This window comes from Kutzneria sp. CA-103260 (assembly GCF_018263855.1).
In the GTDB taxonomy this organism is placed as follows: Bacteria; Actinomycetota; Actinomycetes; order Mycobacteriales; family Pseudonocardiaceae; genus Kutzneria.
This window is the reverse complement of sequence record NZ_CP073318.1, coordinates 4721310-4739465: the sequence shown is the minus strand read 5'-3', so window position 1 is coordinate 4739465 and position 18156 is coordinate 4721310. Positions and strand designations below refer to the sequence as shown.

Here is an 18156-nt window from a genome sequence, read left to right as displayed (position 1 = left end):
CATCCTTACCTTCCTTTTGTTAGGGTCGCCTAAGTTTGTGCCCGGTCGCGGGCACCGCGAGCAGCGAGAGGCTGGTCTACCGGTGAGCAACGGTGACGCTGTGCAACAGGTCGCGGACCTTGGGTTCTGGCTTGACCGCCTTGCCACCGCGCCGAAGGAGCTGCTGCTCCCGGTGGACCGGCCGCACCCGGCGGCGCCGACCCCGCCGCGGGCTCGGCGCACCTGGGAGCTGGCGTCGGCCGACCATCCGCAGGCGACGTTGATGACCGCCTTCGCGGTGTTGCTGCACCGCTACACCGGCACCGCAGACATCGTCTTCGGCACCGGCTCGCTGGTGCCGGTCCGGGTGGATCTCGGCGGCTCGCCGGGCTTCGCCGACGTCGTGGCACGGGTGCGAGCCGCCCATTCGGAGGCGGTCCAGCACCAGGTTCCGTTCGACGACCTGGTCGGCGAGCTCCAGCCCGAGCGTGGTCGGGGCGGCTCGGTGCTGGTGAACGTCGGCTTCGCCGCCGAGACCGACCTGCCGCTGGATCTCGTGCTGTCGGTGGACGGCGCGGTGCTGACCGCCCGATACCGCGAGGACGTGCTGGACGCGTCCACTGTGGACCAGATGCTGCGGCATTTCGAGCAGTTGCTCACGGATGCCCTCGACCGCCCCCAGTGTCCGATCGGGCAGCTGAACCTGTTGTCGGAGCCGGAACTCCGGCAGCTGCTGGTCGAGTGGAACGACACCGACCTGAGCACGCCGCTGGCGACGCTGCCGGAGCTGTTCGCGGCCCGGGTCGCCGAGGCGCCGGACGCGGTGGCGCTGGTGTTCGGGGACCGGCAGCTGACCTACGGCGAGCTGGACGCCTGGGCCAATCGCTTGGCTCACGTGCTGATCGGCCACGGGGCCGGCCCGGAGCGCGTCGTCGCCCTGGCGGTGCCGCGGTCGATGGAGATGATCGTCGCCGAACTGGCCGTGTTGAAGGCCGGGGCCGCGTATCTGCCGCTGGACCAGGACTATCCGGCCGAGCGGATCGCGTTCATGGTGTCCGACGCCGGCCCGGTGTGCGTGGTGACCACGCGTGAGCTGGCCGACCGCTTCGACGGCGACGTCGTGCTGCTGGACGAGGTCGACCTGGCCGCCGCCCCGGCCAGCGACCCCGCGCCGGCGATCGTGCCGGCTAACGCCGCGTACGTTATCTACACCTCCGGCTCCACCGGCCGCCCCAAGGGTGTTGTGGTGTCCCACGCCGGCGTGGCCAAGCTGGTGGCGACGCAGGTGGAGCGGTTCGGGGTTGGCCCGCGGAGCCGGGTGTTGCAGTTCGCGTCGCCGAGTTTCGACGTGGCGTTCTGGGACTTGTGCCTGGGTTTGCTGTCCGGTGGGCGGCTTGTCGTTGTGCCGTCGGAACTTCGGTTCCCCGGGGCCGGGCTCGTGGAGTACGCCTACGCCCACGAGGTGAACTTCATGATCCTGCCGCCGGCCTTGCTGGCGGAGATCCCCGAGGACCTGGATCTGCCCCGGGACAGCGTGTTGCTGGCCGGCACCGAACGGGTGTCCCCGGAACTGGTGCGCCGTTGGGCGCCCGGCCGGCGGATGTTCAACGCTTACGGTCCGACCGAGGCGACGACGAACTCCACGCTGGGCTTGTGTGATCCGGCCAGTTCGATCGTGCCCATCGGCATTCCCGATCCGGGTACGCGGGCTTACGTGCTGGACGCTTCGTTGCGCCCGGTTCCGCCCGGTGTGGTGGGCGAGCTCTACCTGTCCGGTTCCGGTCTGGCGCGGGGATACCTGGGCCGGGCCGCGCTGACGTCCGAGCGGTTCGTGGCTTCTCCCTTCGGTTCCGGTGAGCGCTTGTACCGCACTGGTGACCTGGTCCGGTGGCTGGCCGACGGTCGGCTGGTGTTCCTGGGGCGGGCCGATGACCAGGTGAAGATCCGGGGCTATCGGATCGAGCTGGGCGAGATCGAGTCGGTGGTGGTGGAGCACCCGCAGGTGGCCCAGTCGGTGGTGATCGCCCAGGACGGCCGGCTGATCGCCTACGCCGTGCCGGTCACCGGTCGCGACGAGGAAGCCGAGCGGTTACACCTCGATGAGTGGCGCGTCGTACACGAGGAGATGCACGGCCTCGCCGACGACAGCTTCATCGGCTGGAACTCCAGCTACGACGGCACCGCGATTCCGTTGGCGCACATGCGGGAATGGCACGTGGCGACGGTCGAGCGGATCGCCGCGCTGCGGCCGCGGCGGGTGCTGGAGATCGGTGTCGGCACCGGGCTGGTGCTGTCCCGGATCGCACCCGAGACCGAACTCTATTGGGGCGTCGACGTTTCCGAGCGGGCGATCGCCAAGCTGCGCCGGGATCAGCCCGAGCACGTGCACCTGGCGGTGCGGCCGGCCCACGACCTCGGCGAGCTGCCCGACGAGCTCGACACCGTGATCATCAACTCGGTCGCCCAGTACTTCCCGAGCGCCGACTATCTGGCCCAGGTGGTGCGGACCGTCGCCGACCGGCTCACCCCGGGCGGCGTGATCTTCCTCGGCGACATCCGCAACCTCCGCTCCCTCAAGGCTTTCCGCACCGCGACCGAGCTGCGGCACGGCCGTCGCACACTCGCGGCGGTGGAGCAGGCGATCGCCCGCGAGGGCGAGCTCGTGCTTGACCCCGACTTCTTCACCGGCTTCGACGGGCTCGACGACGTCGAGATCCTGGTCAAGCGCGGCGAGGCGCACAACGAGCTGACCCGGCACCGCTACGACGTGGTGCTGCGCAAGGCCGCAACGCCGGCCATCGACGAGCGGATCATCGCCTGTACCGACCTGGCGGCGGTGGAACAGGCCCTGTCCGACCCGACCCGTCTGCGGGTGACCGGGATTTCCGACGCGCGGCTGTCCGGCGAGCTCGCCGCCGTCCGCGCGCTGGGCGACGACGATCTGGCGACGGCGCTGACCGCGCTCGACAGCCGGGATGGGATCGACCCGGAAGACCTCCACAAGCTGGGGGAGCGTCACGGCTTCGGGGTTGCCGTGACGCTGGGGGCGCAGGCCGGTGAGCTGGAGGCCGTCTTCACGAAGGGGGAAGGCGGCCTCGCTTACCGGCCGGCGAATGCCACTGCGCTGGCCAACAACCCGGCGGCGCGCCGGCGTACCGGTGGCCTGGTGTCGGCGCTGCGGGCGCATGTGCGGGACCGGTTGCCGCAGTACATGGTTCCGTCGGCGTTTGTGGTGCTGGACCACGTGCCGGTGCTGGCGTCGGGCAAGCTGGACCGCAACGCCCTGCCCAAGCCGGAGCGGGCCGCCGCTGGCCCCGGGCGGGCCGCGCGCAACCCCGTCGAGCAGTTGCTGTGCGAGCTGTTCGCGGACGTGCTCGACGTGCCGAGGGTCGGTCCGGATGACGATTTCTTCGACCTGGGCGGACATTCGCTCACCGCGACCCGGCTGATCCAGCGCATCCGCTCGGCCGTCGGGGCCGAAGTGCCGGTGCGCGTGGTCTTCGACGCGCCGACCGCCGCCGCGCTGGCCGACCGGTTGGCCGGGGCCGTGTCCGACACCGCCCGGCAGTCGCTGGCCTGCGTCGCCGAGCGGCCGGCCCAGTGCCCATTGTCCTTTGCCCAGCAGCGGTTGTGGTTCCTGCACGGGCTCGAAGGCGGATCCGCCACCTACAACATCCCGTTCGTCCTGCGCCTGTCGGGCGAGCTGAACGTCGACGCGCTGCGGGCGGCGCTGGCCGACGTGCTCGACCGGCACGAGGCGCTGCGTACGGTCTTCCCCACTGCGGATGGCGTTCCGTACCAACACGTTCTGGCTGAGGCCTCGGTCGAGTTGACCATCCGCCCGGTGACGGAGTCCGAAGTGGACGTCACGGTCGACGAGCTGGTGCGCACCGTGTTCGACCTGGCGGCCGGCCCAGTGGTCCGGGCCGAGCTGCTGCGGATCGACCAGCATCGGCACGTGTTCGTGCTGGTGGTGCACCACATCGCCGCCGACGGCTGGTCGATCGCCCCGCTGTGGCGTGACATCGCCAAGGCCTACACCGCCCGCCGGACCGGCAACGATCCACAGTGGACTCCGCTACCAGTTCAGTATGCGGACTACACACTCTGGCAGCGGGACATCCTGGCCGCCGAGGAAGCTGACCAGCTCGCATACTGGCGCAAGGCCCTCGCCGGCCTGCCCGAGCGCATCGCGTTGCCGGTGGATCGGCCGCACCCGTCCGTGTCCTCTTTCCGTGGCGAGCACTTCACCTTCGTCTGGGACCACGGTCTCCAAACCGCCCTGGCCGATCTGGCCCGTGCCTGCGGGGCCAGCGTGTTCATGGTCGTGCACGCCGGTCTGACGGCCCTGCTGTCGAGGTTGGGCGGCGGCACCGACATTCCCATCGGCACGCCGATCGCCGGCCGGACCGACCAGGCGCTGGATGATCTGGTCGGGTTCTTCGTGAACACGTTGGTGCTGCGGGTGAACACCGAGGGCGACCCGTCGTTCCGGGATCTCGTGGCCCGGGTCCGCGAGCGCAGCCTGGACGCCTACGCGCACCAGGACGTGCCGTTCGAGCGACTGGTCGAGGCGCTGAACCCGACCCGATCGCTGGCCTACCACCCGTTGTTCCAGACCATGCTGGCCTGGCAGAACACCCCGGCCTCGGACGTCGACCTGCCCGGCCTGAGCGTCACCGAGCAACCGATCGGCACCGGCACGGCCAAGTTCGACCTGTGGATCTCGCTCACCGAGCGGGCCGACGGCATCCACGGCCAGACCGAGTTCAACGCCGAGGTGTTCGACCGGGCCACGGTGAACGCCGTCCTGGCCCGGCTGGTGGTGTTGCTGCGCCAGGTTGTCGCCGACCCCGACCGCAAGCTCAGCGGCCTGGACGTGCTCACCGCGACCGAGCGAGACCAGCTGGAAACTGTGTGGTCCGGCGATGTCGAGGACGTCCCGGCGGTCACGGTGCCGGAGCTGTTCGCCGCGCAGGTCAATCGGACTCCGGACCACCCAGCCCTGTACTTCGAGGGGGAACAGCTCAGCTACGCCGAGCTCGACGCCGCCTCCGACCGGCTGGCCCACGCCCTCATCGCGCGCGGCGCCGGCCCGGAACGAGTGGTCGCCCTGGCGCTGCCGCGCTCGGTGCACCTCGTCGTGTCGATCCTCGCCGTGCTCAAGTCAGGGGCCGCGTACCTGCCGCTCGACCCGGGTTATCCGGCTGACCGCATCGAATTCATGCTCGGCGACGCCAATCCCACACTGGTGCTGGCGGTTGAGGCGACCAGTGTGCCCGGTGCGCTCCTGCTCGACGACCCGGCGACCATCGACGAACTCGCCGGCCTGCCGGCGACCCCGCCGGAGAACGCTGTGGTGCGCCTGGAGAACCCGGCGTACGTGATCTACACCTCCGGCTCCACCGGCCGGCCCAAGGGCGTGGTCGTGCCGCACGCCGGCATCGTCAACCGTCTACTGTGGATGCAGAACGAATACGGCCTCGGCCCCGATGACAAGGTTCTGCAGAAGACGCCGTCCAGCTTCGACGTCTCGGTCTGGGAATTTCTCTGGCCGCTGCTGACCGGGGCCACCGAGGTGGTCGCCCGGCCGGACGGCCACAAGGATCCGGCCTACCTGGCCCGGCTGATCCGCGACCAGCGGGTCACGACCGTCCACTTCGTCCCGTCGATGCTCCAGGTCTTCCTCCAGGAGCCGGCCGCGGCCGAGTGCACCAGCCTGCGCCGGGTCGTGTGCAGCGGCGAGGCGCTACCGCCCGAGGCGGTCGCCCTGTTCCACCGGACGCTGAAGGCCGAGCTGCACAACCTCTACGGCCCCACCGAAGCCTCGGTCGACGTCACGGCTTGGCGCACATCCACTGTGGACGTCAGTGTGCCGATCGGCCGGCCGGTGTGGAACACCCGCACCTATGTGCTCGACGCCGCCCTGTGCCCGGTTCCGCCGGGTACCCCGGGCGAGCTGTACCTGGCCGGCGTCCAGTTGGCCCGGGGCTACCTCGGCCGGTCCGCGCTGACCTCGGAGCGGTTCGTCGCCGACCCGTACGGTGAACGGGGTTCTCGGATGTACCGCACCGGCGACCTGGCCCGGTTCCGTCGGGACGGCGTGCTGGAGTTCCTGGGCCGCGGCGACGAGCAGGTCAAGATCCGCGGCTTCCGCATCGAACCGGGGGAGATCGCCGCCACCCTCGCCGCCCACGACAGCGTCGCCCACGCAGTGGTGGTACCCCGCGAGGAGCGGCCCGGCGATGTCCGGCTCGTCGGCTATGTCGTGCCCGCCGCCGAGGACGCCGAGCCGGCGGAGCAGACCGAGCAGATCGGCGAGTGGCGCGAGCTGTACGACTCCATGTACGCCGCGCCCGGACAGGAAGGCGACGACTTCACCGGCTGGAACTCCAGCTACACCGGTGAACCCATTCCCCTGGCCGAGATGCGCGAGTGGCGGGACGCGGTGGTGGACCGCATCCGCGAGCTGCGGCCCCGCCGGGTGCTGGAGCTCGGCGTCGGCACCGGCCTGCTGCTGACCGAACTCGCGCCCGAGTGTGAAAGTTACTGGGGCACGGACTTCTCGGCCGAGGTCATCGCCTCCCTTGGCCGCAGGGTCGCCGTCGAGCCGAAGCTGGCTGGGCGGGTCGAGTTGCGGACCGCAGACGCCGCAGACCTTTCCGAGCTGCCGACCGGGTTCTTCGACGTCGTCGTGCTGAACTCCGTCGTCCAGTACTTCCCGAGCGGCACCTACTTGCTCGATGTGCTGCGTGGCGCGTTGAACCTCGTCGCCCCTGGCGGCGCAGTGGTCATCGGCGACGTCCGCGACCTGCGCCAGGTCCGGGCTTTCCACACCGCCGTCGCCCGGGCCCGCGGCGAGGAGGACCGCGTCGAGCAGCGTCTGCTGCGGGAAAAGGAACTTCTGGTGGCGCCGGAGTTCTTCGCCGGCATCGACGGGATCGCCGGGGCCGACGTCCGGGTCAAGCGCGGGCGGGCGGTCAACGAGCTCACCCAGTACCGCTACGACGTCGTCCTGCACACCGACCCGGCCCGCGTATGCGCGGTACCGGCAGCCGCCCTGGCCTGGGGTGTCGACTTGTCCACAGTGGACGAGATGGCGGCGCTGCTCCAGGACGGCACCGAACTTCGGATCAACGGCGTGCCCAACGGCCGCACCGACGAGAGCGGCGTCGACCCGGAGACCTGGTACCAGCTCGGCGCGGTCGTGACCTGGTCCGTCGCTGGTGACGGCTCTGTCGATGTCGTGTTCGCTGCGGACGACCGGTTCCCGGTCGGAGCGTTCCGGCCCGGTGTCGAACAGCTGCTGTCCTACACCGGAAACCCGGGCCGGTTCCGCCGGATCACCGCGTTGTCCACGGAGCTGCGGGCGCTGGCCCAGGACCGGCTGCCGGAACACATGGTGCCGTCGGCGATCGTCGTGCTGGACGCGCTGCCGGTGACGGCCAACGGCAAGCTCGACCGCCGGGCGCTGCCGTCGCCGGACCCGGTGACCCCGACCTCGGACCGTGAGCCGGCGACGCCGGCCGAGCGGCAGCTGTGCGAGCTGTTCGCCGAGGTCCTGGGCCTGCCCAGGGTCGGCCCCGACGACAGTTTCTTCGAGCTGGGCGGGCATTCGCTGCTGGCCACCCGGCTCATCGCCCGAATCAGGAGCGCCTTCGACGTCCAGTTGGAAGTGCGGTCGGTGTTCGAGACACCGACCGCCGCCGGTTTGGCCGGTCTGCTCGGCGGGGCCGGCTCAGCTGCGCGGCCGGCGCTGACCCGGCAGGAACGCCGTCCGGCGCTGGTGCCGCTGTCCGGCGCTCAGCGGCGACTGTGGTTCCTGCACAACTTGGAAGGCCCGTCCGCGACCTACAACGTGCCGCTGATCATGCGGCTCGAAGGTGACGTGGACGTCGATGCGCTGGACGCCGCACTGTCCGATGTGGTCGTTCGGCACGAAGCGCTGCGGACTCGGTTCCCGCAGCAGGACGGTGTGCCGTACCAGGACATTCTGGACGACGCTGGAGTGGGCCTGCACGTCCGAGAGGTCGCGCCGAGCGATTTCGACGAGGTCCTTACCGGGCTGGTGCGCGGGCCGTTCGACCTGGAGCGGCACGTGCCGATGCGGGCCGAGCTGCTGCGGCTGGGTGCACGGGAACACGTGCTGGCCCTGGTGTTCCACCACATCGCCTCCGACGGCTGGTCGATGGCCCCGCTGTGGCGGGACATCGCCACCGCCTACACCGCCCGCCGCACCGGTGAGCCTCCACGGTGGACGCCGCTGCCGGTGCAGTACGCGGACTACACGCTGTGGCAGGAAGAACTGCTCGGCGGCGAGGATGATCCGGACAGCACGCTGTCCGCGCAGCTGGACTACTGGCGGGGCATACTGGAGGGTCTGCCCGACCGGATCGAGTTGCCGCTGGATCGGCCGCACCCGGCGACCGCGACGTTCAAGGGTGAGCTGCACGCCTTCGACTGGGGTGCCGACCTGCACGCTGGTCTGTCCACATTGGCCCGTGAGTGCGGGGCCAGTGTGTTCATGGTCGTGCACGCCGCGCTGGCCGCGTTGCTGACGCGTCTGGGCGCCGGCACCGACGTGCCGATCGGCTCGCCCATCGCCGGCCGCACCGACGAGGCGCTGGACGATCTGGTCGGGTTCTTCGTGAACACGTTGGTGCTGCGTGTGGACACCTCCGGCGCACCGTCGTTCCGCGAGCTGGTGGGGCGGGTCCGCGAGCGCAACCTGGACGCCTACGCCCACCAGGACGTGCCGTTCGAGCGGCTGGTCGAAGTGCTCAACCCCGCTCGCTCGCTGTCGTACCACCCGCTGTTCCAGGTGATGATCGCCGGGCAGAACAACGCCCGGGCCGAGGTGGTGCTGCCCGGCCTGACCGTCACCGAGGTCCCGGTGACCACCGGCACGTCCAAGTTCGACCTGTCGATCTCACTGACCGAGCGGGACGCGGGCATCGCCGGCGTGCTGGAGTTCAACAACGACGTGTTCGACCACGCCGGGGCCGACGCGATCCTGCGCCGCCTGGAGGTGTTGCTGCGGGCAGCGTTGGCCGCGCCGGACCGCCCGGTCGGGGCGTTGGACCTGCTGGCCGGTGACGAGCGCGAGCGGGTGCTGACCCAGTGGGCCGGTAGCCTGGAGCCGGCCGGCACGGAGACCTTCCCGGGCCTGTTCGCCGCCCAGGTCCTGGCCCGGCCGGACGAGGTGGCGCTGGTGTTCGAGGACCGGCAGCTCACTTACGCCGAGCTCAACGCCGAGGCGAACCGGTTGGCGCACTTGCTGATCGCCCAGGGTGCGGGCCCGGAGCGGGTGGTCGGGCTGGCGGTGCCGCGATCGTTGGAGATGATCGTCGCCGAGCTGGCCGTGCTGAAGGCGGGGGCAGCCTATCTGCCGCTGGACGCCGACTACCCGGCCGACCGCATCGCCTTCATGGTCGAGGACTCGGCCCCGGTGTGCATCGTCACCACACCTGAGGTGGCAGCCAAGCTCCCGGCCGACGTGTCGACGGTGTTCACCGACGATCCGATGCTGCCGGACATGTCCACTGTGGATCCCAATGTCGCGGTGCGGCCGGAGCACGCCGCCTACGTGATCTACACTTCGGGATCGTCGGGCCGGCCCAAGGGGGTTGTGCTCCAACACTCCGGCGTGGCCAAGCTGGTGGCGACGCAGGTGGAACGATTCGGGGTTGGCCCGCGGAGCCGGGTGTTGCAGTTCGCGTCGCCGAGTTTCGACGTGGCGTTCTGGGACCTGTGCCTGGGACTGCTGTCCGGTGGCCGGCTCGTGGTCGTGCCGTCGGAGCTGCGGTTCCCGGGTGCGCCGCTGGTCGACTACGCGTTCGCCAACGACGTCAACTTCATGATCCTCCCGCCGGCTCTGTTGGCCGAGATGCCCGAGGACCTGGATCTGCCCCGGGACAGCGTGTTGCTGGCCGGCACCGAGCGGGTGTCCCCGGAGCTGGTGCGCCGCTGGGCCCAGGGCCGGCGGATGTTCAACGCTTACGGTCCGACCGAGGCGACGACGAACTCCACACTGGGCTTGTGTGATCCGGCCAGTTCGATTGTGCCGATCGGCATTCCGGACCCGGGCACGAAGGCGTACGTGCTGGACGCCGGTCTGCGCCCGGTGCCGCCGGGCGTGGTGGGGGAGTTGTACCTGGCCGGATCCGGGTTGGCCCGGGGCTATCTCGGTCGCGCCGCCCTGACCGCGGAACGTTTTGTCGCGGACCCGTTCGGCAGCGGTGGTCGGCTGTATCGGACCGGTGACCTGGTCCGGTGGCTACCCGACGGTCGGCTGGTGTTCCTGGGGCGGGCCGACGACCAGGTGAAGATCCGGGGCTACCGGATCGAGCTGGGCGAGATCGAGTCGGTGATCGTCGAGCACGAGCGGATCGGGCAGTCGGTGGTGATCGCCCAGGACGGCCGGCTGATCGCCTACGCGGTGCCGGCGGCCGGCCGGGACGAGGAGTCCGAGCGGGACCACGTCGGCGAATGGCACGAGCTGCACGAGAACGTGTTCGCCGACGCCGCGGCCGGCGGCATGGAGGAGAACTTCGCCGGCTGGAACTCCAGCTACGACGGCACCGCGATTCCCCTCGACGAGATGCGGGAATGGCACGCGGCGACCATCGACCGGATCTCCTCGCTGCACCCCAGGCGGGTGCTGGAGATCGGCGTGGGCAGCGGCCTGATCCTGTCCCGGATCGCGCCGGCGGCCGACGAGTACTGGGGTGTCGACCTGTCCGAGAAGGCGATCGCCAACCTGCGCCGGGAGATGCCGCCGGAGCTGGCCGCCAAGGTGCACCTGGCCGCGCGGCCGGCGCACGACCTCGGCGAGCTGCCGGACGAGCCGTTCGACACGGTGATCATCAACTCCGTCGCGCAGTACTTCCCGAGCGTCGACTACCTGGCCGAAGTGATTCGCACGGCGGCCGCGCGGGTGCGCCCGGGCGGCGTGATCTTCATGGGCGACATCCGGAACCTCCGCTCGCTGCGGGCCTTCCGCACCGCCACCGAGTTGCGGCACGGTCGTCGCACGGTGGCCGCGGTCGACCAGGCGATCGCCCGTGAGGGCGAGCTCGTGCTCGATCCCGACTTCTTCGCCGGCTTCGAGGGCTTCGACGATGTCGACGTCTGGGTGAAGCGTGGCCACGCGCACAACGAGCTCACCCGACACCGGTTCGACGTTGTTCTGCGGAAGGCTCCCCGGCCGGCCCCGGTTGAGGAACAGGTCGTCGCGTTCGAGTCGATCGAGGACGCCAAACGTTTGCTGCTGGCCAAGCCGGCCCGGCTGCGGCTGACCGGCGTACCCAACGCCCGGCTCTCCGTCGAGCTCGACGCCATCGCCGTGCTGGCCACCGGCGACGGTGACGGTGCACTGTCTGCTTTGGACGGACAGTCGTCCGGAGTGGATCCGGAGACCCTGCAAGCGCTTGCGGCCGAACAGGGCTACCGGATGTACGCGACGGTGACGGCCGACGTCGGCACCCTGGAGGTCGTGTTCACCACCGGCGAGCCGACCAGGATCTACCGTTCCCGTGCGGCTCGGACCGCGCTGGGCAACAACCCGGCGGGGCAGCGGGACACCAGCGCGCTGGCGTCGTCGCTGCGGGCCTATGTTCGGGACCGGCTGCCGCAGTACATGGTTCCGTCGGCTTTTGTGGTGCTGGACCGGCTGCCGCTGCTGGCCTCCGGCAAGCTCGACCGGCGTGCCCTGCCGAGCCCGGACCAGCAGGTCGTCACCGCCGGCCGCGCGCCGCGCACCCCAGTGGAAGAAGTGCTCTGCGGCCTGTTCGCGGAGGTCCTGGACGCCGTGTCGATCGGCATCGACGACGACTTCTTCGCCCTGGGCGGACATTCGCTGATGGCGACCCGCCTGGTCGCTCGGCTGCGGTCGGTGTTCGGCGTCGAGTTGCAGGTGCGGTCGGTGTTCGAGACACCGACGGTCGCCAGCCTGGCCGTGCTACTGTCCACTGCGGACTCATCGACGACCCGCCCGGCGCTGGCGCGGATCGAGCCTCGGCCCGAGGTGTTGCCGCTGTCGTTCGCACAGCAGCGGCTGTGGTTCCTGCACCGGCTCGAAGGGCCGTCGCCGACGTACAACATGCCGACCGCGGTCCGGCTCACCGGCGTTCTCGACGTCGAGGCGCTGCACTTCGCGCTGACCGACGTGATCACCCGGCACGAGTCGCTGCGCACCGTGTTCCCGGAGATCGACGGCGAGGCCCGGCAACTCGTTCTCGACGACGTGACCGTTCCGTTGCAGGTCAACCGGGTCACTGAGGCGACGCTGGCCGCTGCCGTGGCCGAGGCGGCGAACACGGTGTTCCAGTTGGAGTCGGAGATCCCGCTCCGCGCCACGCTGTTCAGCCTGGGGGAGCGTGAGCACGTCCTGGTGCTGGTGTTCCACCACATCGCCTCCGACGGCTGGTCCACTGCCCCGCTGTGGCGGGACCTGGCCACCGCCTACACCGCCCGCCGCTCCGGCGAGCCTCCACAGTGGACGCCGATGCCGGTGCAGTACGCGGACTACACGCTGTGGCAGCGGGAAGCCCTGGGCGAGCCGGTGATCGAGCCGCAGCTGGCCTACTGGCGGCAGGCCCTCGCGGATCTGCCGGAGCGGATCGAGCTGCCGACGACCCGGCCACACCCGGCCGAGGCGTCCTATCGGGGCGAGCAGTTCGGCTTCGCCTGGGACGCCGAGCTCCACAGTGGCATCGTCGACCTGGCCCGTGCCTGCGGTGCCAGCGTGTTCATGGTCGTGCACGCCGGTCTGACGGCCCTGCTGTCGAGGTTGGGCGGCGGCACCGACATCCCGATCGGCACCTCCATCGCCGGCCGGACCGACCAGGCGCTGGACGATCTGGTCGGGTTCTTCGTGAACACGTTGGTGCTGCGGGTGAACACCGGCGGCGACCCGTCGTTCCGGGACCTGGTCGCCCGGGTCCGCGACCGCAGCCTGGACGCCTACGCCCACCAGGACGTGCCGTTCGAGCGGCTGGTGGAAGCGGTGAACCCGGCGCGGTCGCTGGCCTACCACCCGCTGTTCCAGACCATGCTGGCCTGGCAGAACAACGCCGTCGCCGACATCACGCTGCCCGGCCTGACCGTCGCCGAGGAACCGGTCGGCACCGGCACCTCCCGGGCCGACCTGGTGTTCTTCGTCGGCGATCAGGGCGGCATCCGCGGCACCGCCGAGTACAACAGCGACGTCTTCGACCGGGCCGACGTGGAGACGATCCTGGCCCGGCTGCGCGACTTGCTGCGTGCCGCCGTCGCCGACCCGGACGTCCGGATCGGCGAGATCGATCTGCTCACCGAGGCCGAGCGGGCCCTGCTCGTCGACGACACCGTGACGGCGCTGCCGGCGGAATCGGCGGCCGAGCTGTTCGCGGCCCAGGTTGCGCGGACCCCGGACGCCGCTGCGCTGGTGATCGGCACCGTGCGGTTGACCTACGCCGAACTCGACGCCAAGGCCACGGCTTTGGCCCAGGGGCTGCTGGCGCGGGGCGCCGGTCCGGAGCGGGTGGTGGCGATCGCGCTGCCGCGCTCGGTCGAGCTGGTCACGGCGATCCTGGCCGTGCTCAAGACCGGCGCGGCCTACCTGCCGCTGGACTTGAACCACCCGGCCGAGCGGATCGAGCTCATGCTCACCGATGCCGCCCCGCACCTGGTCATCGCCGCCGACGGCTTCGGCGATCGGCTCGTCCGCCCGGACGCGACCGGGCCGGAACCCGCTCAGTGGCCGGTGATCCACCCAGACAGCCCGTCCTACGTGATCTTCACGTCCGGTTCGACCGGCCGGCCGAAGGCAGTCGCCGGCACGCAGCGGGCTTTGGCGAATCGCCTGCACTGGGGCCGCGATCGGCTCGCCGGCGTGCGGATCGCCAAGAGCGCCTTGACGTTCATCGACGGGTCCACCGAACTGCTCGGCGGACTCGTGGCCGGCGACCCGGTGATCCTGGCCGACGACACCACCGCCACCGATCCGCTGGGTCTGGCCGACCTGGTCCGCCGCAGCGGGGCCCAGGTGCTCACCGTGGTGCCCAGCCTGCTGGCCAGCTTCGTCGAGGACGCGCCCGCTGGGGCGTTCGAGTCCGTGACGACGTGGATCACCAGTGGTGAGGCGCTGTCCTCGACCCTGGCCGAGCGGGTGACCGCGCGGTGGCCCCAGGCCCGACTGGTCAACCTGTACGGCTGCTCCGAGGCGGCCGGCGACAGCCTCATGCACGTGTGTGCCGACGAGGACGGACTGGTGCCGATCGGCCGGCCCATCGCCAACACCCGGGCCTATGTCCTCGACGATCGGCTCAATCCGGTGCCGCCGGGCGTTCGGGGCGAGCTCTACCTGGCCGGCGCTGGTCTCGCTCGCGGCTACCTCGGCCGCCCGGCCCTGACCGCCGAGCGGTTCCTGGCCGATCCCTTCGGCGTTGCGGGTTCTCGCATGTACCGCACCGGTGATCTCGTACGCCGCCGGGCCGACGGCTCGCTCGACTTCCTCGGCCGTGCCGACCAGCAGATCAAGATCCGCGGCTTCCGCGTCGAACCCGGTGAAGTGGAAGCGGTCCTGTTGACGGACCCGTCGGTGGCCAAGGCCGTGGTGATCGCCCGCGAGGACCGGCCGGGCGATGTGCGCCTGGTCGCCTACGTGGAACCCGCCGGCGACCCGGCCGCGCTGCGCAAGCTGCTCGCCGACCGACTGCCCGAGCATCTGGTGCCCACGGCCGTCGTCGTCCTGCCGCAGTTCCTCCTCAACGCCAACGGGAAACTCGACCGACGAGCCCTGCCTGCGCCGGAGGTGCAGGCCTCCGAGCGCGCTGCCCGAACCCCGGTCGAGCAGGCGCTGTGCGAGCTGTTCGCCGACGTGCTGGGCGTGTCGACGGTCGGCCTGGATGACGGGTTCTTCGCGCTGGGTGGGCATTCGCTGCTGGCGACCCGACTGGTCAGCCGGATCCGGGCCATGCTGGGCGTGGAGGCGCCGATCCGGGCGGTGTTCGACGCACCGACACCGGCCCGGCTGGCCGAGCTGCTGGACCCGGGTCGAGGCCGCCGGCCGGCGCTGACGCGGGCGGTGCGGCCCGAGGTTCTGCCGCTTTCCTATGCGCAGCAACGACTGTGGTTCCTCGACCGGCTGGACGGCCGCACGCCGACGTACAACATCCCGTGGGCGTGGGAGTTGACCGGCCGGGTCGACGTCGGCGCGCTGGCCCTGGCGCTGGCCGATGTCGTGGCCCGGCACGAGATCCTGCGCACGGTGATCGTCGAGACGGACGGCACACCGAGCCAGGTCGTGCTGCCGGAAGCCCGGCCGGTGCTGGAGACCGTGACGGTCACCGAAACCGAGCTCGCCGACCGGGTCGCCGAGGCGGCCGGGCACTGCTTCGCGCTGGACGCGGAGATCCCAGTGCGGGCCACGCTGGTGTCGACCGGGCCTGAGCAGCACGTGTTCGTGCTGCTGGTGCACCACATCGCCGGCGACGGTTGGTCGCTGCCGGCGCTCAAGCGGGATCTCGACACCGCGTACACCGCCCGTCGTCGCGGCGATGCTCCACAGTGGACTCCGTTGCCGGTGCAGTACGTCGACTACACGTTGTGGCAGCGGGAGGTCTTCGGTCGCGCCGACGACCCGGACAGCCTGCTCGGTCAGCAGGCGGAGTTCTGGCGGGACACCCTCGCCGGCATCCCGGACGAGCTGACCCTGCCGGTCGACCGGCAGCGGCCGCCGCGAGCGACCAACCGTGGCGGCGCAGTGCCGTTCACTGTGCCGGCCGCCGTGCACCGTGGGCTGCGTGATCTCGCGAACGGCAGCGACACCAGCACGTTCATGGTGTTGCAGGCGGCGCTGGCCGCGCTGCTGACCCGGCTCGGCGCGGGCGTCGACATCCCGCTCGGCACGCCGGTGGCCGGCCGCTCCGACCACGCGCTGGAAGACCTCGCCGGATTCTTCGTCAACACTCTGGTGTTGCGCACCGACACCGCCGGCGATCCCACGTTCCGTCAGCTGCTGGCCCGGGTCCGTGAGGCCGACCTGGCCGCCTACGCCCACCAGGACCTGCCGTTCGAGCACCTGGTCGAACTGCTCAACCCGCCCCGCTCGCTGGCCCGGCATCCGCTGTTCCAGGTGATGCTCGCGGTCTACCATTCGACCGCCGGCCAGGAGAAACTGCTCGGGCTGCCATCGTCCTATCGGGACACCGGGCTCCGGCAGGCCAAGTTCGACCTGTCCTTCGACCTGGTCGAGACGGCCGGCGCGGACGGCATCGACGGCGAGCTGGAGTTCAGTCTCGACCTGTTCGATGAGACCACCGCCCGCACCCTCACCGAGCGGCTGGTGCGGCTGGTGACCGCTGTCGTCGCTGACCCGGACCGGCCGCTGAGCCGGATCGACGTCCTGGAACCGGTTGAGCGGGAATGGATCCTGCACGAGTGGGGCGACGGGCAACCGCTCACCATGACCGCGCCCACAGTCGTGGACCGGCTGGCCGCACAGGCGGCGGCGACGCCCAACGCGACCGCGCTGAGCGACGCCCACGGCAGCGTCACCTTCGCCGAGTTCGCCGCTCGCACCGACCGGCTGGCCCGCTGGCTGGCCTCGCACGGCGCCGCCCCGGAATCCGTGGTGGCACTGGTGTTGCCGCGATCGGCGGCAGTCGTCGAAGCGATCTTCGGTGTGTTCAAGTCGGGCGCGGCCTACCTGCCCGTCGACCCGGACCAGCCGGCCGAACGTGTCGCGGCCGTGATCGAGGACTCCGGCGCGGCCCTGGTGTTGACGACCAAGGCCCAGGCGCTGTCCGGCGAGCGGGTGCTGTTCATCGAGGACATTGTGGACAGTGATGCGGCGATCACCCCGCCGGCTCCGGCGAATCCGGCGTACGTGCTGTACACGTCCGGCTCGACCGGCAAGCCCAAGGGTGTGGTCATCCCGCACTCCGGCCTGATCAACCTGTTCCACAGTCACCGGGAAGCGCTCTACCGGCCGGCGGTCGCCGCTGCTGGCGGGCGGCAGCTGCGGGTCGGCCACGCGTGGGCGTTCGCCTTCGACGCCTCGTGGCAGCCGCAGCTGTGGATGCTGGATGGGCACGAGGTGCACGTCGTCGACGACGACACCCGCCGCGACCCGAATCGCCTTGCTGCCGTGGTGATTGAGCGGGGCATCGACTTCATCGAGCTCACGCCGTCGCACTTCGCCCAGCTGGCCGCGGCCGGCGTGATCAAGGACGGCAAGTGCTCGCTCGGCGTGGTCGGTGTCGGCGGCGAGGCCATTCCCCAGCCGCTGTGGGAAACCCTCCGCGAACTTCCCGGCACCGAGGCCTACAACCTCTACGGCCCAACGGAAGCCACCGTCGACGCCCTCGTCGGCCGGGTCCGGGACGCCGACCGTCCGGTGGTCGGCCGGCCGGTCGCCAATGCCCGGGCGTACGTCCTCGATGACTATCTCAACCCGGTGCCGGCCGGCGTCCGCGGCGAGCTCTACATCGCCGGCGCAGGCCTGGCTCGCGGCTACCTCGGCCGGCCGGAGCTGACGGCGGAACGGTTCGTGGCCGATCCGTTCGGGCCGGCGGGGGAGCGGATGTACCGCACCGGCGACCTGGCCCGCTGGCGATCCGACGGACAGCTGGAATACCTCGGCCGTGGCGACGACCAGGTCAAGATCCGGGGTTTCCGGATCGAGCCCGGCGAGATCGAGACCGTCCTTTCACGACACTCCGATGTGGACCAGGCGCTGGTGGTTGTGCGCGAGGACCGGCCAGGCGACAAGCGGCTCGTCGCGTACACGACGCCGGAAACCGCCGACCCGCGGCAGCTCCGGGACCACGTCGCCCGTTCGCTGCCGGAGTACATGGTGCCGGCGGCCGTCGTGCCGCTCGCCACGTTCCCGGTGACTCGCAACGGAAAGCTCGACAAGGCCGCGCTGCCCGTGCCCGATCTCGGGGCCCGCGGCCGGGCGCCCGAGACGCCGTTGGAGAAGTCCCTCTGCGAGGTGTTCGCCGAGGTGCTGGGCGTCGACTCCGTCGGCGCCGACGACGATCTGTTCAGCCTCGGCGGTCACTCCATGCTGCTGGTGGTCCTGCGCAACCGGATCACCGCGCGGCTGGGGACCGAGATCCCGATCGCCGAGTTCTTCCGCACGCCCACCGCCGCCGGCCTCGCCGCGCTGCTGACCCGAGACCCGAGGTAGTA

Annotated in this window: 1 protein-coding gene; it reads left to right on the top strand. The window is 70.8% G+C overall.

The genetic code is table 11. The features are described 5' to 3' along the window. Window positions 1-82 precede the first annotated feature (82 nt). Window positions 83-18154, top strand: coding sequence for a non-ribosomal peptide synthetase (locus tag JJ691_RS20355; protein WP_211770319.1), 18072 nt, complete (start codon window positions 83-85; stop codon window positions 18152-18154). The last annotated feature ends 2 nt before the right edge of the window (window positions 18155-18156 follow it).